The 17,216-nt window shown below is 46.3% G+C and carries 10 protein-coding genes; 8 read left to right on the forward strand and 2 right to left on the reverse strand.

The annotated features are described in order from the left end of the window. Positions 1 to 320 precede the first annotated feature (320 nt). From PRUB_RS23490 to PRUB_RS23505, 4 genes are all read left to right on the forward strand, one after another. Complete coding sequence (locus tag PRUB_RS23490) at positions 321 to 668, forward strand: hypothetical protein (protein ID WP_010380226.1); 348 nt, start codon at positions 321 to 323, stop codon at positions 666 to 668. 368 nt (positions 669 to 1,036) lie between these two features. Next, a complete protein-coding gene (locus PRUB_RS23495) occupies positions 1,037 to 1,363 on the forward strand; it encodes a hypothetical protein (RefSeq protein ID WP_010380227.1) in 327 nt (108 codons plus the stop codon). A gap of 570 nt (positions 1,364 to 1,933) precedes the next feature. After that, a complete protein-coding gene (locus tag PRUB_RS23500) occupies positions 1,934 to 9,634 on the forward strand; it encodes an outer membrane protein assembly factor BamB family protein (protein WP_198452419.1) in 7,701 nt (2,566 codons plus the stop codon). Then, the gene (locus tag PRUB_RS23505) at positions 9,631 to 10,176 is read left to right on the forward strand and encodes a hypothetical protein (RefSeq protein ID WP_021032892.1); all 546 of its coding nucleotides are present in this window, start codon (positions 9,631 to 9,633) and stop codon (positions 10,174 to 10,176) included. Before PRUB_RS23500 ends, PRUB_RS23505 begins: the two co-directional genes overlap by 4 nt. A gap of 348 nt (positions 10,177 to 10,524) precedes the next feature. Here PRUB_RS23505 and PRUB_RS23510 read toward each other — a convergent pair whose 3' ends face one another. Together PRUB_RS23510 and PRUB_RS23515 are read right to left on the reverse strand one after the other, a co-directional pair. Further along, positions 10,525 to 10,869: a hypothetical protein gene (locus PRUB_RS23510; RefSeq protein WP_010380233.1), complete on the reverse strand. Its 345-nt coding sequence runs from the start codon at positions 10,867 to 10,869 to the stop codon at positions 10,525 to 10,527. 158 nt (positions 10,870 to 11,027) lie between these two features. Next, positions 11,028 to 11,525, reverse strand: coding sequence for a YdcF family protein (locus tag PRUB_RS23515; RefSeq protein ID WP_010380235.1), 498 nt, complete (start codon positions 11,523 to 11,525; stop codon positions 11,028 to 11,030). Positions 11,526 to 11,952: 427 nt separating this feature from the next. Between PRUB_RS23515 and PRUB_RS23520 the strand changes: the two genes are divergently transcribed. The 4 genes from PRUB_RS23520 (at position 11,953) to PRUB_RS23535 (ending at position 17,138) form a co-directional block, all read left to right on the forward strand. Further along, positions 11,953 to 12,924, forward strand: coding sequence for a hypothetical protein (locus PRUB_RS23520; protein WP_010380237.1), 972 nt, complete (start codon positions 11,953 to 11,955; stop codon positions 12,922 to 12,924). A 49-nt stretch (positions 12,925 to 12,973) separates the two neighbouring features. After that, entirely contained in the window at positions 12,974 to 14,557 is a 1,584-nt protein-coding gene (locus PRUB_RS23525) for a hypothetical protein (RefSeq protein WP_010380239.1), read from the forward strand. Positions 14,558 to 14,741: 184 nt separating this feature from the next. Next, a complete protein-coding gene (locus PRUB_RS23530) occupies positions 14,742 to 16,496 on the forward strand; it encodes a PI-PLC domain-containing protein (RefSeq protein ID WP_010380241.1) in 1,755 nt (584 codons plus the stop codon). Positions 16,497 to 16,790: 294 nt separating this feature from the next. Then, entirely contained in the window at positions 16,791 to 17,138 is a 348-nt protein-coding gene (locus tag PRUB_RS23535; protein ID WP_010380243.1) for a hypothetical protein, read from the forward strand. The last annotated feature ends 78 nt before the right edge of the window (positions 17,139 to 17,216 follow it).

Here is a 17,216-nt window from a genome sequence, read left to right on the forward strand (position 1 = left end):
CGTGTTAATGATAATTGGGTCATTCTTGACCCTTATAATTATGGCACTTCTTGGAAATGAAGCGGTCCAGTCCGTTCCGTTAATTTTAAAATGGTTTTTGTTTTTTATTTTTGTTTTGGGTATAGCTCTTGTCGGTAGGTATATGAAGCTCTAGCCGTGAACTTTAAAGTAAAAAAGGGTTTTTATATTCCCTAACACTTATAGCCGGAGAGTGCCTTTAGCCAATTAATAGTATGTGGGTAGAGGTAACTTTCGGCTAAATTATAGGGGGGCGGCGGTTATAATGCTTCACCTAAAATAAAAGTAGTAAGGTAAAGGTTATGAAAAACATTATGTTTTTATTAGTTTTAATCGCATCTGGAACTGCCAATGCAGTAGTACACGTAAAAGATGCGGCGATAGAGAGTGTGTATTGTGGTTATGTAGATACCTATGATATGTGCTCGGTTTTATTTACCTCGGATACGGTAATGCATGGTCAGGAAGGAAGTTGTCATACATTACCTGCCAAACGTATGCAGTTTAAAGGCGACACCCCAATGGGACAAGCTCTGCTGTCACTGGCGTTGACCGCGTATGCAACTAAAGCCAAGGTTGATGTGTATGCCAGAGATAAATGCACAATCTATCCGGGCTTGTCAGACGTAAACTTCATCACGATAAAGTAAAGCCTGGTTTTGCTTATCACGTTTGATATTTTTATTCTCGAAAAAATGTAAAGTGGAGTCGGCCAACTTGAGGCGGCCGACAACTTAACTTGCATCATTTAAACGAGTTCAAGGCTTTTGAAATACATATCAAGGCTCTTTTGCTGAGCGTCAGCCTATTCCGATGAAGATTTGATGCTGATTATTATGGCTAACCCTGTAAAAGTAAATCCTCTTTAATTCTGTGTTTTTACACTCTGTATGCTCTTGGAGTTTAGGGGGAGTTAGCTTTTTGATTTGTCAGCAGATTTTGAAAGTGAATGTGTTTAACTATTTCCCAATAGTGATGGCTGACTTAAACCTGTTAAATAAACTTAAAGGTAATACCTATGAAAATCTCAATATTTATATTGTTTGCCACTTTTTTTACCTCACTGTCATATGCCTATGACGGTTGGAGCAGGGGCCCCATCGATAAGATTCGTATTCAGGGTAGCCGAATACTGATCACTCAGAGCGGTGCGACTAATCCAGGAAAATGCTCAAATACAGACTATTTGTATCTGAAACAAGATGAACAAACACATAACATGAACATGTTCTCAGCGTTGCTTATGGCGTATGCATCTGGTGCACAAGTTCAACTTGCTTTAAAAGGGTGTACTGGAGGTGGAACAATTGGTTACCCATTTATCTCTGAAGTGTGGGTACAGTGATATCCAATTTAGATGGTGCTTATACTAAAGTGACGTACTGAAGTGCAGTGCTTACCTTTTGAATATAATCAAAAGATTGGGTAACAGAGTACACCTATGGCAAGGAAGTGCCAGATTGGTTGAACAGATGTCGAAGATAACATGTTGACGGAGAAACTGATCTGCTCTTCTCTATCCGGACAGCATCTTTAATAAAAGTACTTCTGAGCGAGCTGTCTGGAAAAAGTGGATGAGCATGCTACAAACCAGGAGTAATCAACCCTTAAATGCCCGCATTTAAGGGTCCTTTTGTGTGTTGTGCAACTAAAATAAACCTTAAGGATGATGTTGATGGGTCGTTATATGTGTCGAGTCAAACGTTTATATGAGTTTGAAAGTTAAAGTATCTTTCTGACTTATGAAGTTTTATTTAAATTTTTACAACATTGTGGTTTCTTTTCAGGTAGTCATTTATACTCCTTCCCTTTTTTAAGTACAGTAATCTAGACACTTGGCTCAATGTTGGTCACCACGTGAGACATTGAGGCGAATTATTGGACGCTAATTTTTTCACATCATATGGAGATTTTGATGGTGGTTAATTCTCGCTGCTTCGTTGTATTGTTCACTTTGTTCACACTGGCTGCATGTGGCGGTGGTGGCGATGCTGCGACGAACACAAACGCAAAAAACACTGCGACTAAGCCGCTGGACAGCGATGCTGACGGTTTACCGGATAATGTAGATTCAGATGACGATAACGACGGTGTTGAAGACGCGCAAGATGCATTTCCCCTCAATGCAGCAGAGAGTGTTGATACGGATGGTGATGGCATTGGAAATAACGCTGATAACGACGACGATAACGACGGTGTTGAAGATGCGCAGGATGCATTTCCTCTCGATGCAGCAGAGAGTCTAGATACAGATGGTGATGGGGTCGGAAATAACGCCGATAACGATGATGACAATGACGGTGTTGAAGATGCGCAGGATGCATTCCCGCTGGATGTAACAGAGAGTGTTGATACTGATAACGATGGCACAGGGAACAATGCGGATAAGGATGACGACAACGACGGTATTGAAGATGCGCAGGATGCACTCCCGCTGGATGCGACAGAAAGTGTCGATACTGATGGTGATGGCATAGGTAACAACGCCGATAACGACGATGACAACGACGGTGTTGAAGATGCGCAAGATGCATTTCCGTTGGATGCGACAGAGAGTATTGATACAGATGGTGACGGCATAGGCAACAATGCCGATAATGATGATGACAATGATGGGATTGAAGATGCGCTGGATGATTACCCTCTTGATCCTGTTAATGGTTTAGATTCAGATAATGACGGTATTAATGATCAGCTGGATGCTTATCCTTTTAACAGCGAGCCAGTCTTATGGTCTACCTTTCAACAGTCTGAAAAACATCAAGGTAGTGTAAAATTTTCTGTTGCACCAGAGTACTTTTCTGAGTTGTGGCATGTTGAGTTTTCAAATGGGTCTAATAATAGCCAAACTTTTATTGCTGCAAGTGAATATCATGTTTTTAGGTCGGTTGGTACCAAATTACACACGCTTGACGCTTACTCGGGTGAGGAGATTTGGCATGCTGACTTCTCAACTAGAGACTCACTAAACCCTCCGGCCTTTGCAAACGGAAAAGTTTATGTGCAAACCGGTGGGCATGATAACGCTTATTTATGGGCTTTAGATGAAACAGACGGCCATATAATTTTTAACTCACGATATGGAAATCAATGGTCCACGTATTATGCGCCAACAATTGAAGACAACATTGTTTATATTGCAGGTGGGTCTTATGGCGGGATGTACGCATTCGACGGTACCTCAGGTAACGAGTTATGGTTTAAAAGCTTAAATCAATACGATCAATTTACGCCTGCTATTTCTGGTAATTATGCAGTGGCATATACCGGTTCTTATGCTCCAGCGTTAACCGTTGTTGATAAACTAACTGGTACAGAGGCGTTCTCCATAGCGGATCCCGATTTTGAATGGCATGGATGGAGTATGGATGCAGTGCCATTAGTTGGTAACGAAAACAATATTATTGGCTATCAAAATAATCGCCTGGTGAATTTTGACTTAGAGCAACAAAGTATTGGCTGGGATCTAAGCGGAGATTTTGTTGGGCATCCCGCCATTTCCGAAGCAGGTATATATGTTGTAAACAACAATCAAATTGAGTTAATCAGTGAAACAGATGGTCGCGTTTTATGGAACTGGCAAGCAGCCGCAAATACTACGTTAACAGGTCAAATTATTCCTGTAATCGATCACCTTTTTGTGTCTACAGATCGTGGCGTTGAGCTCATTCATATTGCTACTAAGGAAGCTGTCTGGAGTTATGACAAAACAGGTATGTTAGCGCTAAGCAACGGCGTGTTATATGTCTCCAGCCGGAGCAAGGTATACGCGATTGATGTTGAGGGTGACAGAGATAGCGATGGATTGCCACAGGGGTGGGAGCGTCGTTATGGTGGTGACCTTGACCCGGCTTCAGATGAGGATGGCGATGGCCTCACGGCACTGGAAGAATATACGGCAAATACATCACCGCTAATCGCTGATACTGATGGTGATGGCCTGTCAGATGGTGACGAGGTCAATGAATATGGCACTTCACCCCGTAAAACCGATAGTGATGGCGATGGCCTGAGCGATGCAGCAGAAGTACTTGAGTGGTTTACTGATCCCTTGTCGATGGATTCGGACAGCGACGGAGTTGACGATCAGGCAGAAACACGTGCAGGTCTGGATCCCAACGATGGCACTGATGCGGCACTGGATAACGATAATGACGGCTACTCCAATGCCCATGAAATATATGCCGGCTCTGATTTGAATGATGCTCAGTCCATTCCTGTGATAGGAGACTGGGCGATGGTGCAGGGGAATGCCAGCCACAATGGGTTTCAGGCCCTGATGCTGGATGCGACTAATTTCACACAGCGCTGGACTCAGTCATTTGGGTATTCTTTGTCTATGCCGGCCATTGCGTCAGGTCAGATTTTTGTCACAGGTAATGACAGCGTACTGGCTTTGGATGCCGGGACGGGCACAGAGCGTTGGTCGAATGCCTCTGTCGCAGGCAGGGTCAGTGCACCGAGCGCGGGTAATGAGCTTGTTTATGTCCATACGGGTGGGCATGAGGATACTGCCCTGTGGGCATTCAATGCGCAAACGGGTGAGCAGGTATTTCGGGGTACACACGGCTCGCAGTGGCCGAATTACAGCGCTCCCACCATTTTCAATGACCGTGCGTATATCAACGGTGCTTACTACGGTGGTATGCAGGGATTTAATGCCCTGACGGGAGAGCACTTATGGCAAGGCAACGCTACCTGGGATAATTACTGGGAGCCAGCCGTCAATGATGACTATGTGTTTGCTCCGTATGATGATGATATTGCAGTGTTAAATCATGACGATGGTGAGATGCTGTTTTCGATTGATGCTAATTTCGGTTCACAAACACCGGTGCTGGGCACACACAATAATGTGATTACCTATGGGGCTCAGCTCGCCAGTTATGATATTGAGACCCAGGAAGTACTGTGGACCGTAAGTGCATCGGATGGCGATTATCAGATGCCGGCGGTAGGCGCTGGCCTGGTGGTTACAGTGCAGGACAATATACTGAGAGCCTTTAGTGAACTCAATGGAGCGCAGGTATGGCAGTGGGCTCCGTCGCAGCGTCTTCAGTCCAATATCATTCTGACAGCAAGCCATGTATTTGTTGCTTCCGATAGTACAACGTTTGCCATTAACCTCCGAACGCAGGAAATCGACTGGGAGTACAGCCAGGGCGGTCAGTTGTCATTAGGCAATGAAGGGGCACTGGTCATTAGCAGTGGCACAGTTATTACGGTAATTGAGGTTGAAGGAGATACCGATCAAGATGGTTTGCCACAATGGTGGGAGCGTCGCTATGGTGGCGACCTTGACCCGGCTTCAGATGAGGATGGCGATGGCCTGACGGCACTGGAAGAATATACGGCAAATACATCACCGATAATCGCTGATACCGATGGTGATGGCCTGTCAGATGGTGACGAGGTCAACGAACATGGTACTTCACCCCGTAAAACCGATAGTGATGGCGATGGCCTGAGCGATGCAGCAGAAGTACTTGAGTGGTTTACTGACCCCTTGTCGATCGACTCGGACAGCGACGGAGTTGATGATCAGGCAGAAACACGTGCAGGCCTGGATCCCAACGATGGCTCTGATGCGGCACTGGATAACGATAATGACGGCTACTCCAATGCCCATGAAATATATGCCGGCTCTGATTTGAATGATGCTCAGTCCATTCCTGTGGTAGGAGACTGGGCGATGGTGCAGGGGAATGCCAGCCACAATGGGTTTCAGGCCCTGATGCTGGATGCGACTAATTTCACACAGCGCTGGACTCAGTCATTTGAGTACTCTGTATCTACGCCGGCCATTGCGTCAGGTCAGATTTTTGTCACAGGTAATGACAGCGTACTGGCTTTTGATGCCGGGACGGGCACAGAGCGTTGGTCGAATGCCTCTGTCGCAGGCAGGATCAGTGCACCGAGCGCGGGTAATGAGCTTGTTTATGTCCATACGGGTGGGCATGAGGATACAGCCCTGTGGGCATTCAATGCGCAAACGGGTGAGCAGGTATTTCGAGGTACACACGGCTCGCAGTGGCCGAATTACAGCGCCCCCACCATTTTCAATGACCGTGCATATGTCAATGGCGCATACTACGGTGGTATGCAGGGGTTTAATGCCCTGACGGGAGAGCACTTATGGCAAGGCAACGCTACCTGGGATGATCACTGGGAGCCAGCCGTCAATGAGGATTATGTATTTGCCCCATATTATGGTGAGATTGCGGTGTTAAATCATGACGATGGTGAGGTGCTGTTTTCGATTGATGCTAATTTCGACGCTCAGACACCGGTGCTGGGCACACACAATAATGTGATTACCTATGGGGCTCAGCTCGCCAGTTATGATATTGATACCCAGACAGTGCGCTGGGCCTCGAATGCATCGGGTGGCAACTATCAGATGCCGGCGGTAGGCGCAGGCCTGGTGGTCACAGTGCAGGACAATATACTGAGAGCCTTTAGTGAACTCAATGGAGCGCAGGTTTGGCAGTGGGCCCCGTCGCAGCGTCTTCAGTCCAATATCATTCTGACAGCAAGCCATGTATTTGTTGCTTCCGATAGTACAACGTTTGCCATTAACCTCCGAACGCAGGAGGTCGACTGGGAGTACAGCCAGGGCGGTCAGTTGTCATTAGGCAATGAAGGGGCACTGGTCATTAGCAGTGGCACAGTTATTACGGTAATTGAGGTTGAAGGAGATACTGATCAAGATGGTTTGCCACAATGGTGGGAGCGTCGCTATGGTGGCGACCTTGACCCGGCTTCAGATGAGGATGGCGATGGCCTGACGGCACTGGAAGAATATACGGCAAATACATCACCGATAATTGCTGATACTGATGGTGATGGCCTGTCAGATGGTGACGAGGTCAACGAACATGGCACTTCACCCCGTAAAACCGATAGTGATGGCGATGGCCTGAGCGATGCGGCAGAAGTACTTGAGTGGTTTACTGATCCCTTGTCGATCGACTCGGACAGCGACGGAATTGATGATCAGGCAGAAACACGTGCAGGTCTGGACCCCAACGATGGCTCTGATGCGGCACTGGATAACGATAATGACGGCTACTCAAATGCCCATGAAATATATGCCGGCTCTGATTTGAATGATGCTCAGTCCATTCCTGTGGTAGGAGACTGGGCGATGGTGCAGGGGAATGCCAGCCACAATGGGTTTCAGGCCCTGATGCTGGATGCGACTAATTTCACACAGCGCTGGACTCAGTCATTTGAGTACTCTGTATCTACGCCGGCCATTGCGTCAGGTCAGATTTTTGTCGCAGGTAATGACAGCGTATTGGCTTTGGATGCAGGGACGGGCACAGAGCGTTGGTCGAATGCCTCTGTCGCAGGCAGGATCAGTGCACCGAGCGCGGGTAATGAGCTTGTGTATGTGCATACGGGTGGGCATGAGGATACAGCCTTGTGGGCATTCAATGCGCAAACGGGTGAGCAGGTATTTCGAGGTACACACGGCTCGCAGTGGCCGAATTACAGCGCCCCCACCATTTTCAATGACCGTGCATATGTCAATGGCGCATACTACGGTGGTATGCAGGGATTTAATGCCCTGACGGGAGAGCATTTATGGCAAGGCTCTGCCAGCTGGGCGAATCACTGGGAGCCAGCCGTCAATAAGGATTATGTGTTTGCCCCGCATAATGGTGATATTGCGGTGTTAAATCATGACAATGGTGAGGTGCTGTTTTCGATTGATGCTAATTTCGACGCTCAGACACCGGTGCTGGGCACACACAATAATGTGATTACCTATGGGGCTCAGCTCGTCAGTTATGATATTGAGACCCAGGCAGTGCGCTGGGCCACGAGTGCATCGGGTGGCAACTATCAGATGCCGGCGGTAGGCGCTGGCCTGGTGGTCACAGTACAGGACAATATACTTAAAGTCTTGAATGAACTCAGTGGAGCGCAGGTTTGGCAGTGGGCCCCGTCGCAGCATCTTCAGTCCAATATCATTCTGACAGCAAGCCATGTATTTGTTGCTTCCGATAGTACAACGTTTGCCATTAACCTCCGAACGCAGGAAATCGACTGGGAATACAGTCAGGGCGGTCAGTTGTCATTAGGCAATGAAGGGGCACTGGTCATTAGCAGTGGTACAGTTATTACGGTAATTGAGGTTGAAGGAGATACCGATCAAGATGGTTTGCCACAATGGTGGGAGCGTCGCTATGGTGGCGACCTTGACCCGGCTTCAGATGAGGATGGCGATGGCCTGACGGCACTGGAAGAATATACGGCAAATACATCACCGATAATCGCTGATACCGATGGTGATGGTCTGTCAGATGGTGACGAGGTCAACGAACATGGCACTTCACCAGGTAAAACCGATAGTGATGGCGATGGCCTGAGCGATGCGGCAGAAGTACTTGAGTGGTTTACTGATCCCTTGTCGATCGACTCGGACAGCGACGGAGTTGATGATCAGGCAGAAACACGTGCAGGTCTGGACCCCAACGATGGCTCTGATGCGGCACTGGATAACGATAATGACGGCTACTCCAATGCCCATGAAATATATGCCGGCTCTGATTTGAATGATGCTCAGTCCATTCCTGTGGTAGGAGACTGGGCGATGGTGCAGGGGAATGCCAGCCACAATGGGTTTCAGGCCCTGATGCTGGATGCGACTAATTTCACACAGCGCTGGACTCAGTCATTTGGGTATTCTGTGTCTACGCCGGCCATTGCGTCAGGTCAGATTTTTGTCACGGGTAATGGCAGCGTATTGGCTTTGGATGCAGGGACGGGCACAGAGCGTTGGTCGAATGCCTCTGTCGCTGGCAGCATCAGTGCACCGAGCGCGGGTAATGAGCTTGTTTATGTGCATACGGGTGGGCATCAGGATACTGCCCTGTGGGCATTCAATGCGCAAACGGGTGAGCAGGTATTTCGAGGTACACACGGCTCGCAATGGCAAAATTACAGCGCCCCCACCATTTTCAATGAACGGGCATATGTCAATGGCGCATACTACGGTGGTATGCAGGGATTTAATGCCCTGACGGGAGAGCACTTATGGCAAGGCAATGCTGCCTGGGCGGATCACTGGGAGCCAGCCGTCAATGAGGATTATGTGTTTGCCCCGCATAATGATGATATTGCGGTGTTAAATCATGACAATGGTGAGATGCTGTTTTCGATTGATGCTAATTTCGACGCTCAGACACCGGTGCTGGGCACACACAATAATGTGATTACCTATGGGGCTCAGCTCGTCAGTTATGATATTGAGACCCAGGCAGTGCGCTGGGCCACGAGTGCATCGGGTGGCAACTATCAGATGCCGGCGGTAGGCGCAGGCCTGGTGGTCACAGTACAGGACAACGTACTTAGAGCCTTTAATGAACTCAATGGAGCGCAGGTATGGCAGTGGGCCCCGTCACAGCGTCTTCAGTCAAATATCATTCTGACAGCAAGCCATGTATTTGTTGCTTCCTACAGTACAACATTTGCCATTAACCTCCGAACGCAGGAAGTCGACTGGGAATACAGCCAGGGCGGTCAGTTGTCACTAGGTAAAGAGGGCGAGTTATTGATTAGCAATGGGTCAGATTTGACCTTAATAGCAGTGCAACCAGGTTTATGATGTTTCTTAAGCATAAGTATACAATTTTAATTGGTGTTTTTGTCATGGGGGGGCTGCTCTTAGTAAACTCTCAGAATAATGAGGAGGCTGAGCAAAACCAGAGGCTGGAGCAAGAACATCATCTCAACAACTCTGAGAAAGGTGTGCTAAATGTGTATCAAGAAAGCCATGGGACAGAGTTGAGCGGTGAGCAGTCAGGGAATGTAATACAGCCTGCTCCCCTTCATTTGTCATCTGGAAAGCCAGAAAGTAAAGTCCCGTTGACTGATGTGCTAGATAGGCTAAGGGCCTTAGAGGCGAGCTTGGATGACCCGGATAAGAGATTGATCGTAAAACGAAGCGGCAATGAGATTGTAGAGTTAGAAAGTAACGCCACAAGCAGTTATTTTAATCAGCCTGTCGCTAAGTATATGTATCAAGAAGAGTTGTTGGTGTCTTATACCGAAATTTCATATTCTTTGGGTGAGAAAAAAGCACATACTATTTATCTGGTATACGATGAAAATAAGGATGTGATTGACTATAAAGAACGTTGGCAGTGATTGGCTGAACAATGGTATGAATTACCTTAGCTCAGTTTCACAGGTATGTTAAATTATACCTTTCCAAAACAGGCGTGCAGACAGCACGCCGATTCCTTTGTATGACGCTCAGAGCGATGCCAGGTTTCATGCTCCTCTGGCAGCAGCCACACATATTAAATGACCATACAGCCTTTGCAGTTGGCACATCACTACATTGGATGCATGTGCTCTGAGGTATTATTGTAAATAGCTTTGCTCAGATCTCCAGCTTCAATAATGCGCTTAACCGTATCGCGTGGTTATGATAGTCAAAGAAAAAGTGAAGACTATCAAAGCTGTGTCTTTCGTTTCCCGGTGGCGCTTTTACTAGATTGATATATCGGTAATTCGCATGTAGCCAAGGTTACCGCTGATATCCCCACAGATGCCAGTGAATTTTACCGGGATCTGGGCCATTCTCGCCGCTAAAGCGACGGACATAATGGAATTTGCACCCGCTTCACTTTCCCTAATATAGGCAAATTTTGTGCCTGGGCAACCCGGTGCGGACCAGTCTTTTTCTTTAGGTGAAAAATACAGGTAGGCGTCCCCTTTGTATAGTTGCACTCTTATATTCTCTATCGGCAGTGTCTGCGTATTAACACTGTCTCCTACCGCAGCAAAGGTGGGCAGGCAGAATAAGCCCATCAAAATAAAAAATAGCTTTTGCATAAACTAGCACTCCAGAATTAACCATATAGGGTTGAGCATGTTAGTAATTTATTAGGGTATCAATGTGGGGAGCAAAAAGTAAGCTCTCAAGCATAGCAATTTAATATAGCTGGACTGTTTGCTGCCACTTTATGCTTGTTTCGTTCTGTCGATTCGCATTAAAGGTTATTGAGCTCAGCGGCATAGGAGATTGCATTGACTTCGTGTTGCATCAGTTCGATTAACTCTCTGGCATTCTTTTTAGTGATTGATGTGATGAGTCTGACGCGTTTGTTGCAGAATAACTCGAACAACATGCCGACCCGGGCTGCGTGAAAATCAGAGGTAATCACATACGCATTGTTATAATCCAGACTGCCCAGAAGTTCACTGGTTTTTTGCGCATCCTCGAATGTATTGGCTGACGATATTCCCTGAACAAAGTGCATCGGCTGGGGAAGCTTGCTGTCGATGTAGCGTCGCATATATTCGTAGTGTGGCGTTGTTGTGACATTAAAGTGTGCACCAAAGCCACCAGTAAGCACACACCGGATGTTATGCTTGCTGAGCACTTCAATTGCTTTGTCTGCACGCTCTTTTGCCAGGCTGGAAAGCACGCCGCTATCATCATTGGTACAGCCTAATACAATTAACACATCTTTGTTTGTAAACGCCATTCCTATCCTCTTTGAACCTGGGCCGGTCTTTAAACAACTTAATCTGGTCGAGTAATAGTACTTAAATGCACAGTACAGATCACCCATCCTTGTTACATGAGGTGTGTGACAGTTGTTTGTAACTATGTTGGTTTTTATTGTTTTGTATTTTGCATCATTCTGGTGGGTGGCAGTCTGTACATTTTGCAACTGGCACCTGAAATATAGCCTGACATCTGCTTTCTAGGCTAAAAACTCTAGAAAATTCAATTGAAAACACACATAAAACTAAAGTGTTAATTCTTCATCCAAAATACAAACGAAAACCTCATTTACCACAAAAGGTAATTTTGAAAGTAAATTGTAAAGAAAAAGGTGTAATTTGTCGGTGTTGCGCAACATATGTAGAAATGAAATTTTAAAACTCGAATAAAATAATGAGGAAATTATGAAGTTTAAATACGCTGCAATGTTGAGCGTTATCTCTGCGATTACATTGTCACCTGTTGCAAATGCTTACCTGTATAAAGATCCTGGTTATGTAGAGCGTAATGCGCGTTCGATACAAAAGAACAAAGTGATTGGCCAGTCTCATCAGTATCGTGATCAACAGGGCTGGATGTACGTTGATCAGGTGCAAAATGGTGCTACACAAGGCTTCTATCAGGCTGGAAACTGGCTAAAGCTGAATAACCGTAACTTTAAAATGTCCATCGGGGAGCTGGAGTTTTCGTTTAACCCCAGCAAACTGGATTGTACACAAGGCATGAGCTTTAATTTTACTGTAGGTGAAGACACTGTCGCAGCCTTTAAGCCAAACTGCGACGATCTGTTAGATGCTTCGATCACCTATCCTGTCGAGTACTATTTTGATCTGATCCCTGAACCCATTAAGCCTAAAGTTGAGCTGCCGCTTGACCCTCTGGGCCTGCTCAAACTAGGCGTTAAATTTGGTGCGGGTATTGAAGCCGGTGCTGAATTTACCGTGGGTGGTGTGATTGGTGGACATGGCAATGAAGAGCCATTTGAAGTAGACGGGATAAGACGCCCAGATTATGTCTATGCTGCTGTAGAGCCGTTTGTTGGCGGTGTAGTGTCTAGCTCGGCGTATGGATCGTTTGGTCATGGTATCTCTGAAGCCGGCGTTAAAGGTAAAGTTAATCTATTGAAAGTGAAGGGCAAGGGCTATGTAGAAGCCGGTATCCGTCGCATTGTTCAGGATGAACAAGTGATTGAACAAGGCTTTTTGGAGCTGAAGGTAAGCACTAAGCTGACTGGTGGAGATGGCAAGATCCAGGCTTACTGCAAAAAGCTGTGGGGGTTGTTGCAGTTTAATGTGGATGTCCTGAAATGGGACCCGCTGTATACGCGTGAAACCGTATTGTACGAATATGCAAGCCCTGTTTGGGAAGATCTATAACCCGTGGATGTTGGTGGCCTGAATAAGGCCACCATTTCGAGATAGCTTTATGAAAAAAATAACGATTACGCTGGCTTCTTTTAGTCTACTAGGCATCTTGGTTTTCGTGGCTAATTTGTCATTTAAACAGGCCTATCAGAGCCCAGACGCTAAAGCCGTGCGCACTGCTAACCCCAATCACGTCAAGAGCCAGGAGCATGTCTCTGGATATCGGGTCCATATACAGTCTGCTGTATTGAGTGATAAAGGCACTGCGTTTGCTCACTCTGATTTAACCTGGAACATGTACTTTCATCAGGCTTTAGGGAATGCTTCAAGGTCTGCCGCGCTGTTAACCGATATAGAATTTGTCTCTGATAACAAAACTCAGCACATGCCGCAGCAGTTACCGTTTTACTTTTCTTATGACGGCCAGCAATTTGTGCACTCTGACCTATTGGGATTAGCTCAGTCTCATCCGTTATCCGTGTTGCCAAAAATACTGGATCTGATGAGCTATTCACTAACAGAAACGCTAACCTTCAATGATGCATTGGGATCAACGACATATCGCTTTGAGCAAGATGGTAATGCCATTGGCAGAGAAATTGTGAGGCAAGAGAGGCAAACCAATAATAAAGCGCAAGAAAGCTGGTTGCTCACATTAAAAAACGCTGATCAGACTATGACCAATCAGCCAGGTCCGCTCACGCTTGAGTATAGTCATACGCAAACTTTGCAGCAAAACACGCAGCAGTATCAAGTTGTACAAACTGTGAAAATACAGCCTGTAGAATACCAGCCATTTGCTCTGGCCAACTGGATCGCATCTCATAATGCGAGTGTCCCCTCGTTAGATAATAACCCATCTGCACCGATTGCGATCACAGCGGAAAACTTTATGGCACAGTTGGAGCAGTTAACTGGTTCTTTGGATCCCATGCTGGCAAAAGAAATTGGCAAATTCATGTTAGAGAACTACGATCATAGCACCATTAAGGCCTACCTGACGGAGCATGCTGGTCTGAACTCCGCATTGATCTATTCGTTGCAAAAAGCCCAAACACCGGAGGCCGAACAAACCCTTGCTGACTTGCTGATTGAACGCGATCTTGACCATCCCTCTTTGCAAAAGGTCGCAATGGCACTAGGCAGAATCGAAAATGCATCTAATATTGCATTTACCAGCCTGCAAGCTGTGGCAGACGATCATTCTGACCAAACATTGTCAGGCGTTGCATTGCTGAGTATTGGCACGATGAATAAGTTTTCGCCAGCTCAGTCACAGCAGGTGGCGCGATTATTGGAGCGCAAACTGACTGAGCCGCAACAGCTGCCAACAGCTATTTTGGCAATCGCTAATAGTAAAAACCCTACTTTGGTGAACAGGCTGCCCGAATATCTAACTCACACAGACGGACAAGTCAGGCGCAATACAATCAAATCGTTGGCGAACAATGAAGCCTATCAGGACCAGGTTGTCACCAGCCTGACCGGTGCACCAGATGTGAATACAGTGGATGCGTTTGTCAGAACATATCAGCGTGCTGACTACACGTTATCAGAGGAGAATATCGGCAAACTGACGGCGTTTTATCAGGCCACAACGCACCCAATAATCAAAAAACGACTTGCTTCGATCATCCAGCAGTAGTCATAGGGTGAGCGTGTGTTTATGCCACTCTTTTAGCAATTAACAAACGCTAAAGAGTGGCCAGCTAATTAACGTCTGTCCATACAGTCATTAAGACTGCACGTAATATCATGTAATACCAAGCTTACCCCGGGACTTCTAACCTTTCATCACTTATTAAACGGTCAATATGAGGAATAAACCGATGAAAGATGTATTTTTTGGACTGGCAGAACAATACGACACAGGCAGTATTCCCAACGTAGCAATCAATGCTTCTGGTCAGGTACTGGAGGTACACAAGAACGAAGAAGGTTATAAGCTTTACTATCGGTTCGGCAACTTAAACAAAGCGACTGTAAGCTGGGGACCCAGTCACCACTATGATGACGGTAACACGCCTGCCGTAGCAATCAACAACCGCGGTGTTGCGGTTGAAGTGCATAAAAACCAGGCTGGCTCTACACTGTACTATCATGTCGGAGATGTGTCTTCAAACGGCGTAAACTGGCATAGCTCTCATAAGTACGACAGTGGTATTGAACCGCATGTTGCAGTCAATGACGATGGTATAGTGGTAGAAGTTCACAAGACTCAAAGCCCCTTTAGCAACGGTCTTTACTATCACGTGGGACAGGTAAACGGGAGCAAAGTTGATTGGCATTCCAGCCATGAATACGACTCAGGTTCTGTTCCTCAGGTTGCCCTGAATAATAATGGCTACGTTGTTGAAGTGCACCAGTCTCAAAGCAAATCAAAAGTCTGGTATCACGTGGGTCGAGTGAATGGCAGCAAAATTGACTTTGGTAGCAGCCATGAGTTTGGGTCGGGTACGGCGCCAAGTGTCGCGTTAACCGACGATGAGATAGTGATAGCAGTATGGAGTCAGGGCGGCAAGCTTTATCAACGCCAGGGCCAAATTAGCGGGACTCAAATTGACTGGCAAAGTGACGCTGTTGAATTTGATGATGGTCAGCGTCCTTCTGTTGGTATTGCTAATAACACAGCAGTGCAGGTGCACCCTTCAGAAACAATTTTATACGGATTGTGGTATTCCACCTCCATGCTCACAAACCGGGCTTCATGGATGCAAGACAGGTTAAGTGAACTGGGTAACAGAACCATCTCAGATTTGGCCCTGCCAGCTTCTCATGATTCGGGGATGTATAAAGGTGGACTCGCCGTCTTTGGTAAAACGCAAGACTTGTCCATTAAAGGTCAATTAGAAGCTGGAGTCAGATACTTCGATTTGCGCCCCAAATGGACAGGCAGTAAGTTTGTTATATATCACGGCCCAATTACCGGGCCTGACTTATCCGAGGTACTGTCCGACATTCGTGCTTACTGTGAACAAGGTCACAAGGAGCTTGCCATCCTTAAGTTTTCTCACTTTGATGGCATCAATAGCACTAATTACCCGGCATTTCGTCAACAAGTTGAAGATGCAATAGGTGCATGGATGGTTAAAACGAAACCTGAAGGCAAGCGTTTAGCTGAGGGCACACTCAGTGAATACGTAAACGAGGGTACAGCAATGATGGCCGCCATTGGCAATGATTTAGCGATTGATCAGCCACAGCAAGGTTTTTGGGTTTACAAAGACTGGGATTCGCAAGCCGTTGCTGAAGCTGATCTTACCGTATTCGATGAGTATTCCGATAAAATTAGTTTTAGCGCGATGAAACAAGACCAGTTCAGGAAGTTCGAGGAATTTACCGGCAAATGCAAAAAAGATCCAAGCGTGCCGTGCGATCTCTTCTTACTTTCATGGACACTCACCCCGCCAACAGCCGTATGGCCAGTCTCCAAAGAAGCAAACCGGGCATTAGGCAGTGCAATGGTCGAGCTGCCTGAGAAAAATCAGTACGGTAAAATAGTCAACTTGCTGTATGTCGACTATGTCGAATACGCGCGGGCGACCGATGTGGCGATAGCGCAAAACAACACAAACCAGCTCTAAGAGTTTGCCAGACTCACCGGGGAAGAAATAATAGGTGTTTTTCTTTCCCTCTTTCTACGAGCAGCGTGGTAACCAATTGGTATGCTTTGATCTTATTGTTTCTGGTCTTTTCGTTCTTACCTTATGCATTTATCATTGCAGAACACACTGATCATGCCTTTCTTAGCGTATGGGGTAATTGTACTGTATGTTTCTGCAAGTTCCTCACAAGGGGCGGCCTCGTTGTTGTGATTTAAGTGCTATTGTGAAGAGACTGCACAGGCCTAAACAGTAAACAGACTAAGAGAATGAACGATGAACACAGAACAAGCATACAATATTCTGGGAAACGTGCTTTGTGCCTACTTCGACCCTGACGAGCCATTTGATAAGCTGGAAATGATATTAGAAATTGGCGATGGTGCGACAGCTGAAACGGTATGGAAGCACTTTAAAGGCCAGAAAACATGCCCTTCCCTTAGTGTGGATATCCCGCTTCAGGCTGCAATTGATTTACACAGTGCCGCCTTTTTCCTTCGTGATAACCTGCTCGAAACAAGCAATGAGCAGATCTGGGGGTTGGTTTTTACCCTCTACCCGGATAGCAGCTTTAATATAGAGTACACCTATGAAAAGTCTGACTGGTTAAAAGGCGGAGAGTGATCTTATACCAGTTTCACTTAATACCTGGTCTATTTGAAGGAGCAAATAGGACGCTAACAGCGTTAAAAATTTCTCATT

The sequence above is a fragment of the Pseudoalteromonas rubra genome, assembly GCF_000238295.3.
Classification (GTDB): Bacteria; Pseudomonadota; Gammaproteobacteria; order Enterobacterales; family Alteromonadaceae; genus Pseudoalteromonas; species Pseudoalteromonas rubra.

Coding starts and splice junctions, on each gene's coding strand:
- PRUB_RS23490 (WP_010380226.1), top strand. CDS start 321: ATGAAAAACATTATGTTTTTATTAGTTTTAATCGCATCTGGAACTGCC.
- PRUB_RS23495 (WP_010380227.1), top strand. CDS start 1,037: ATGAAAATCTCAATATTTATATTGTTTGCCACTTTTTTTACCTCACTG.
- PRUB_RS23500 (WP_198452419.1), top strand. CDS start 1,934: ATGGTGGTTAATTCTCGCTGCTTCGTTGTATTGTTCACTTTGTTCACA.
- PRUB_RS23505 (WP_021032892.1), top strand. CDS start 9,631: ATGATGTTTCTTAAGCATAAGTATACAATTTTAATTGGTGTTTTTGTC.
- PRUB_RS23510 (WP_010380233.1), bottom strand. CDS start 10,869: ATGCAAAAGCTATTTTTTATTTTGATGGGCTTATTCTGCCTGCCCACC.
- PRUB_RS23515 (WP_010380235.1), bottom strand. CDS start 11,525: ATGGCGTTTACAAACAAAGATGTGTTAATTGTATTAGGCTGTACCAAT.
- PRUB_RS23520 (WP_010380237.1), top strand. CDS start 11,953: ATGAAGTTTAAATACGCTGCAATGTTGAGCGTTATCTCTGCGATTACA.
- PRUB_RS23525 (WP_010380239.1), top strand. CDS start 12,974: ATGAAAAAAATAACGATTACGCTGGCTTCTTTTAGTCTACTAGGCATC.
- PRUB_RS23530 (WP_010380241.1), top strand. CDS start 14,742: ATGAAAGATGTATTTTTTGGACTGGCAGAACAATACGACACAGGCAGT.
- PRUB_RS23535 (WP_010380243.1), top strand. CDS start 16,791: ATGAACACAGAACAAGCATACAATATTCTGGGAAACGTGCTTTGTGCC.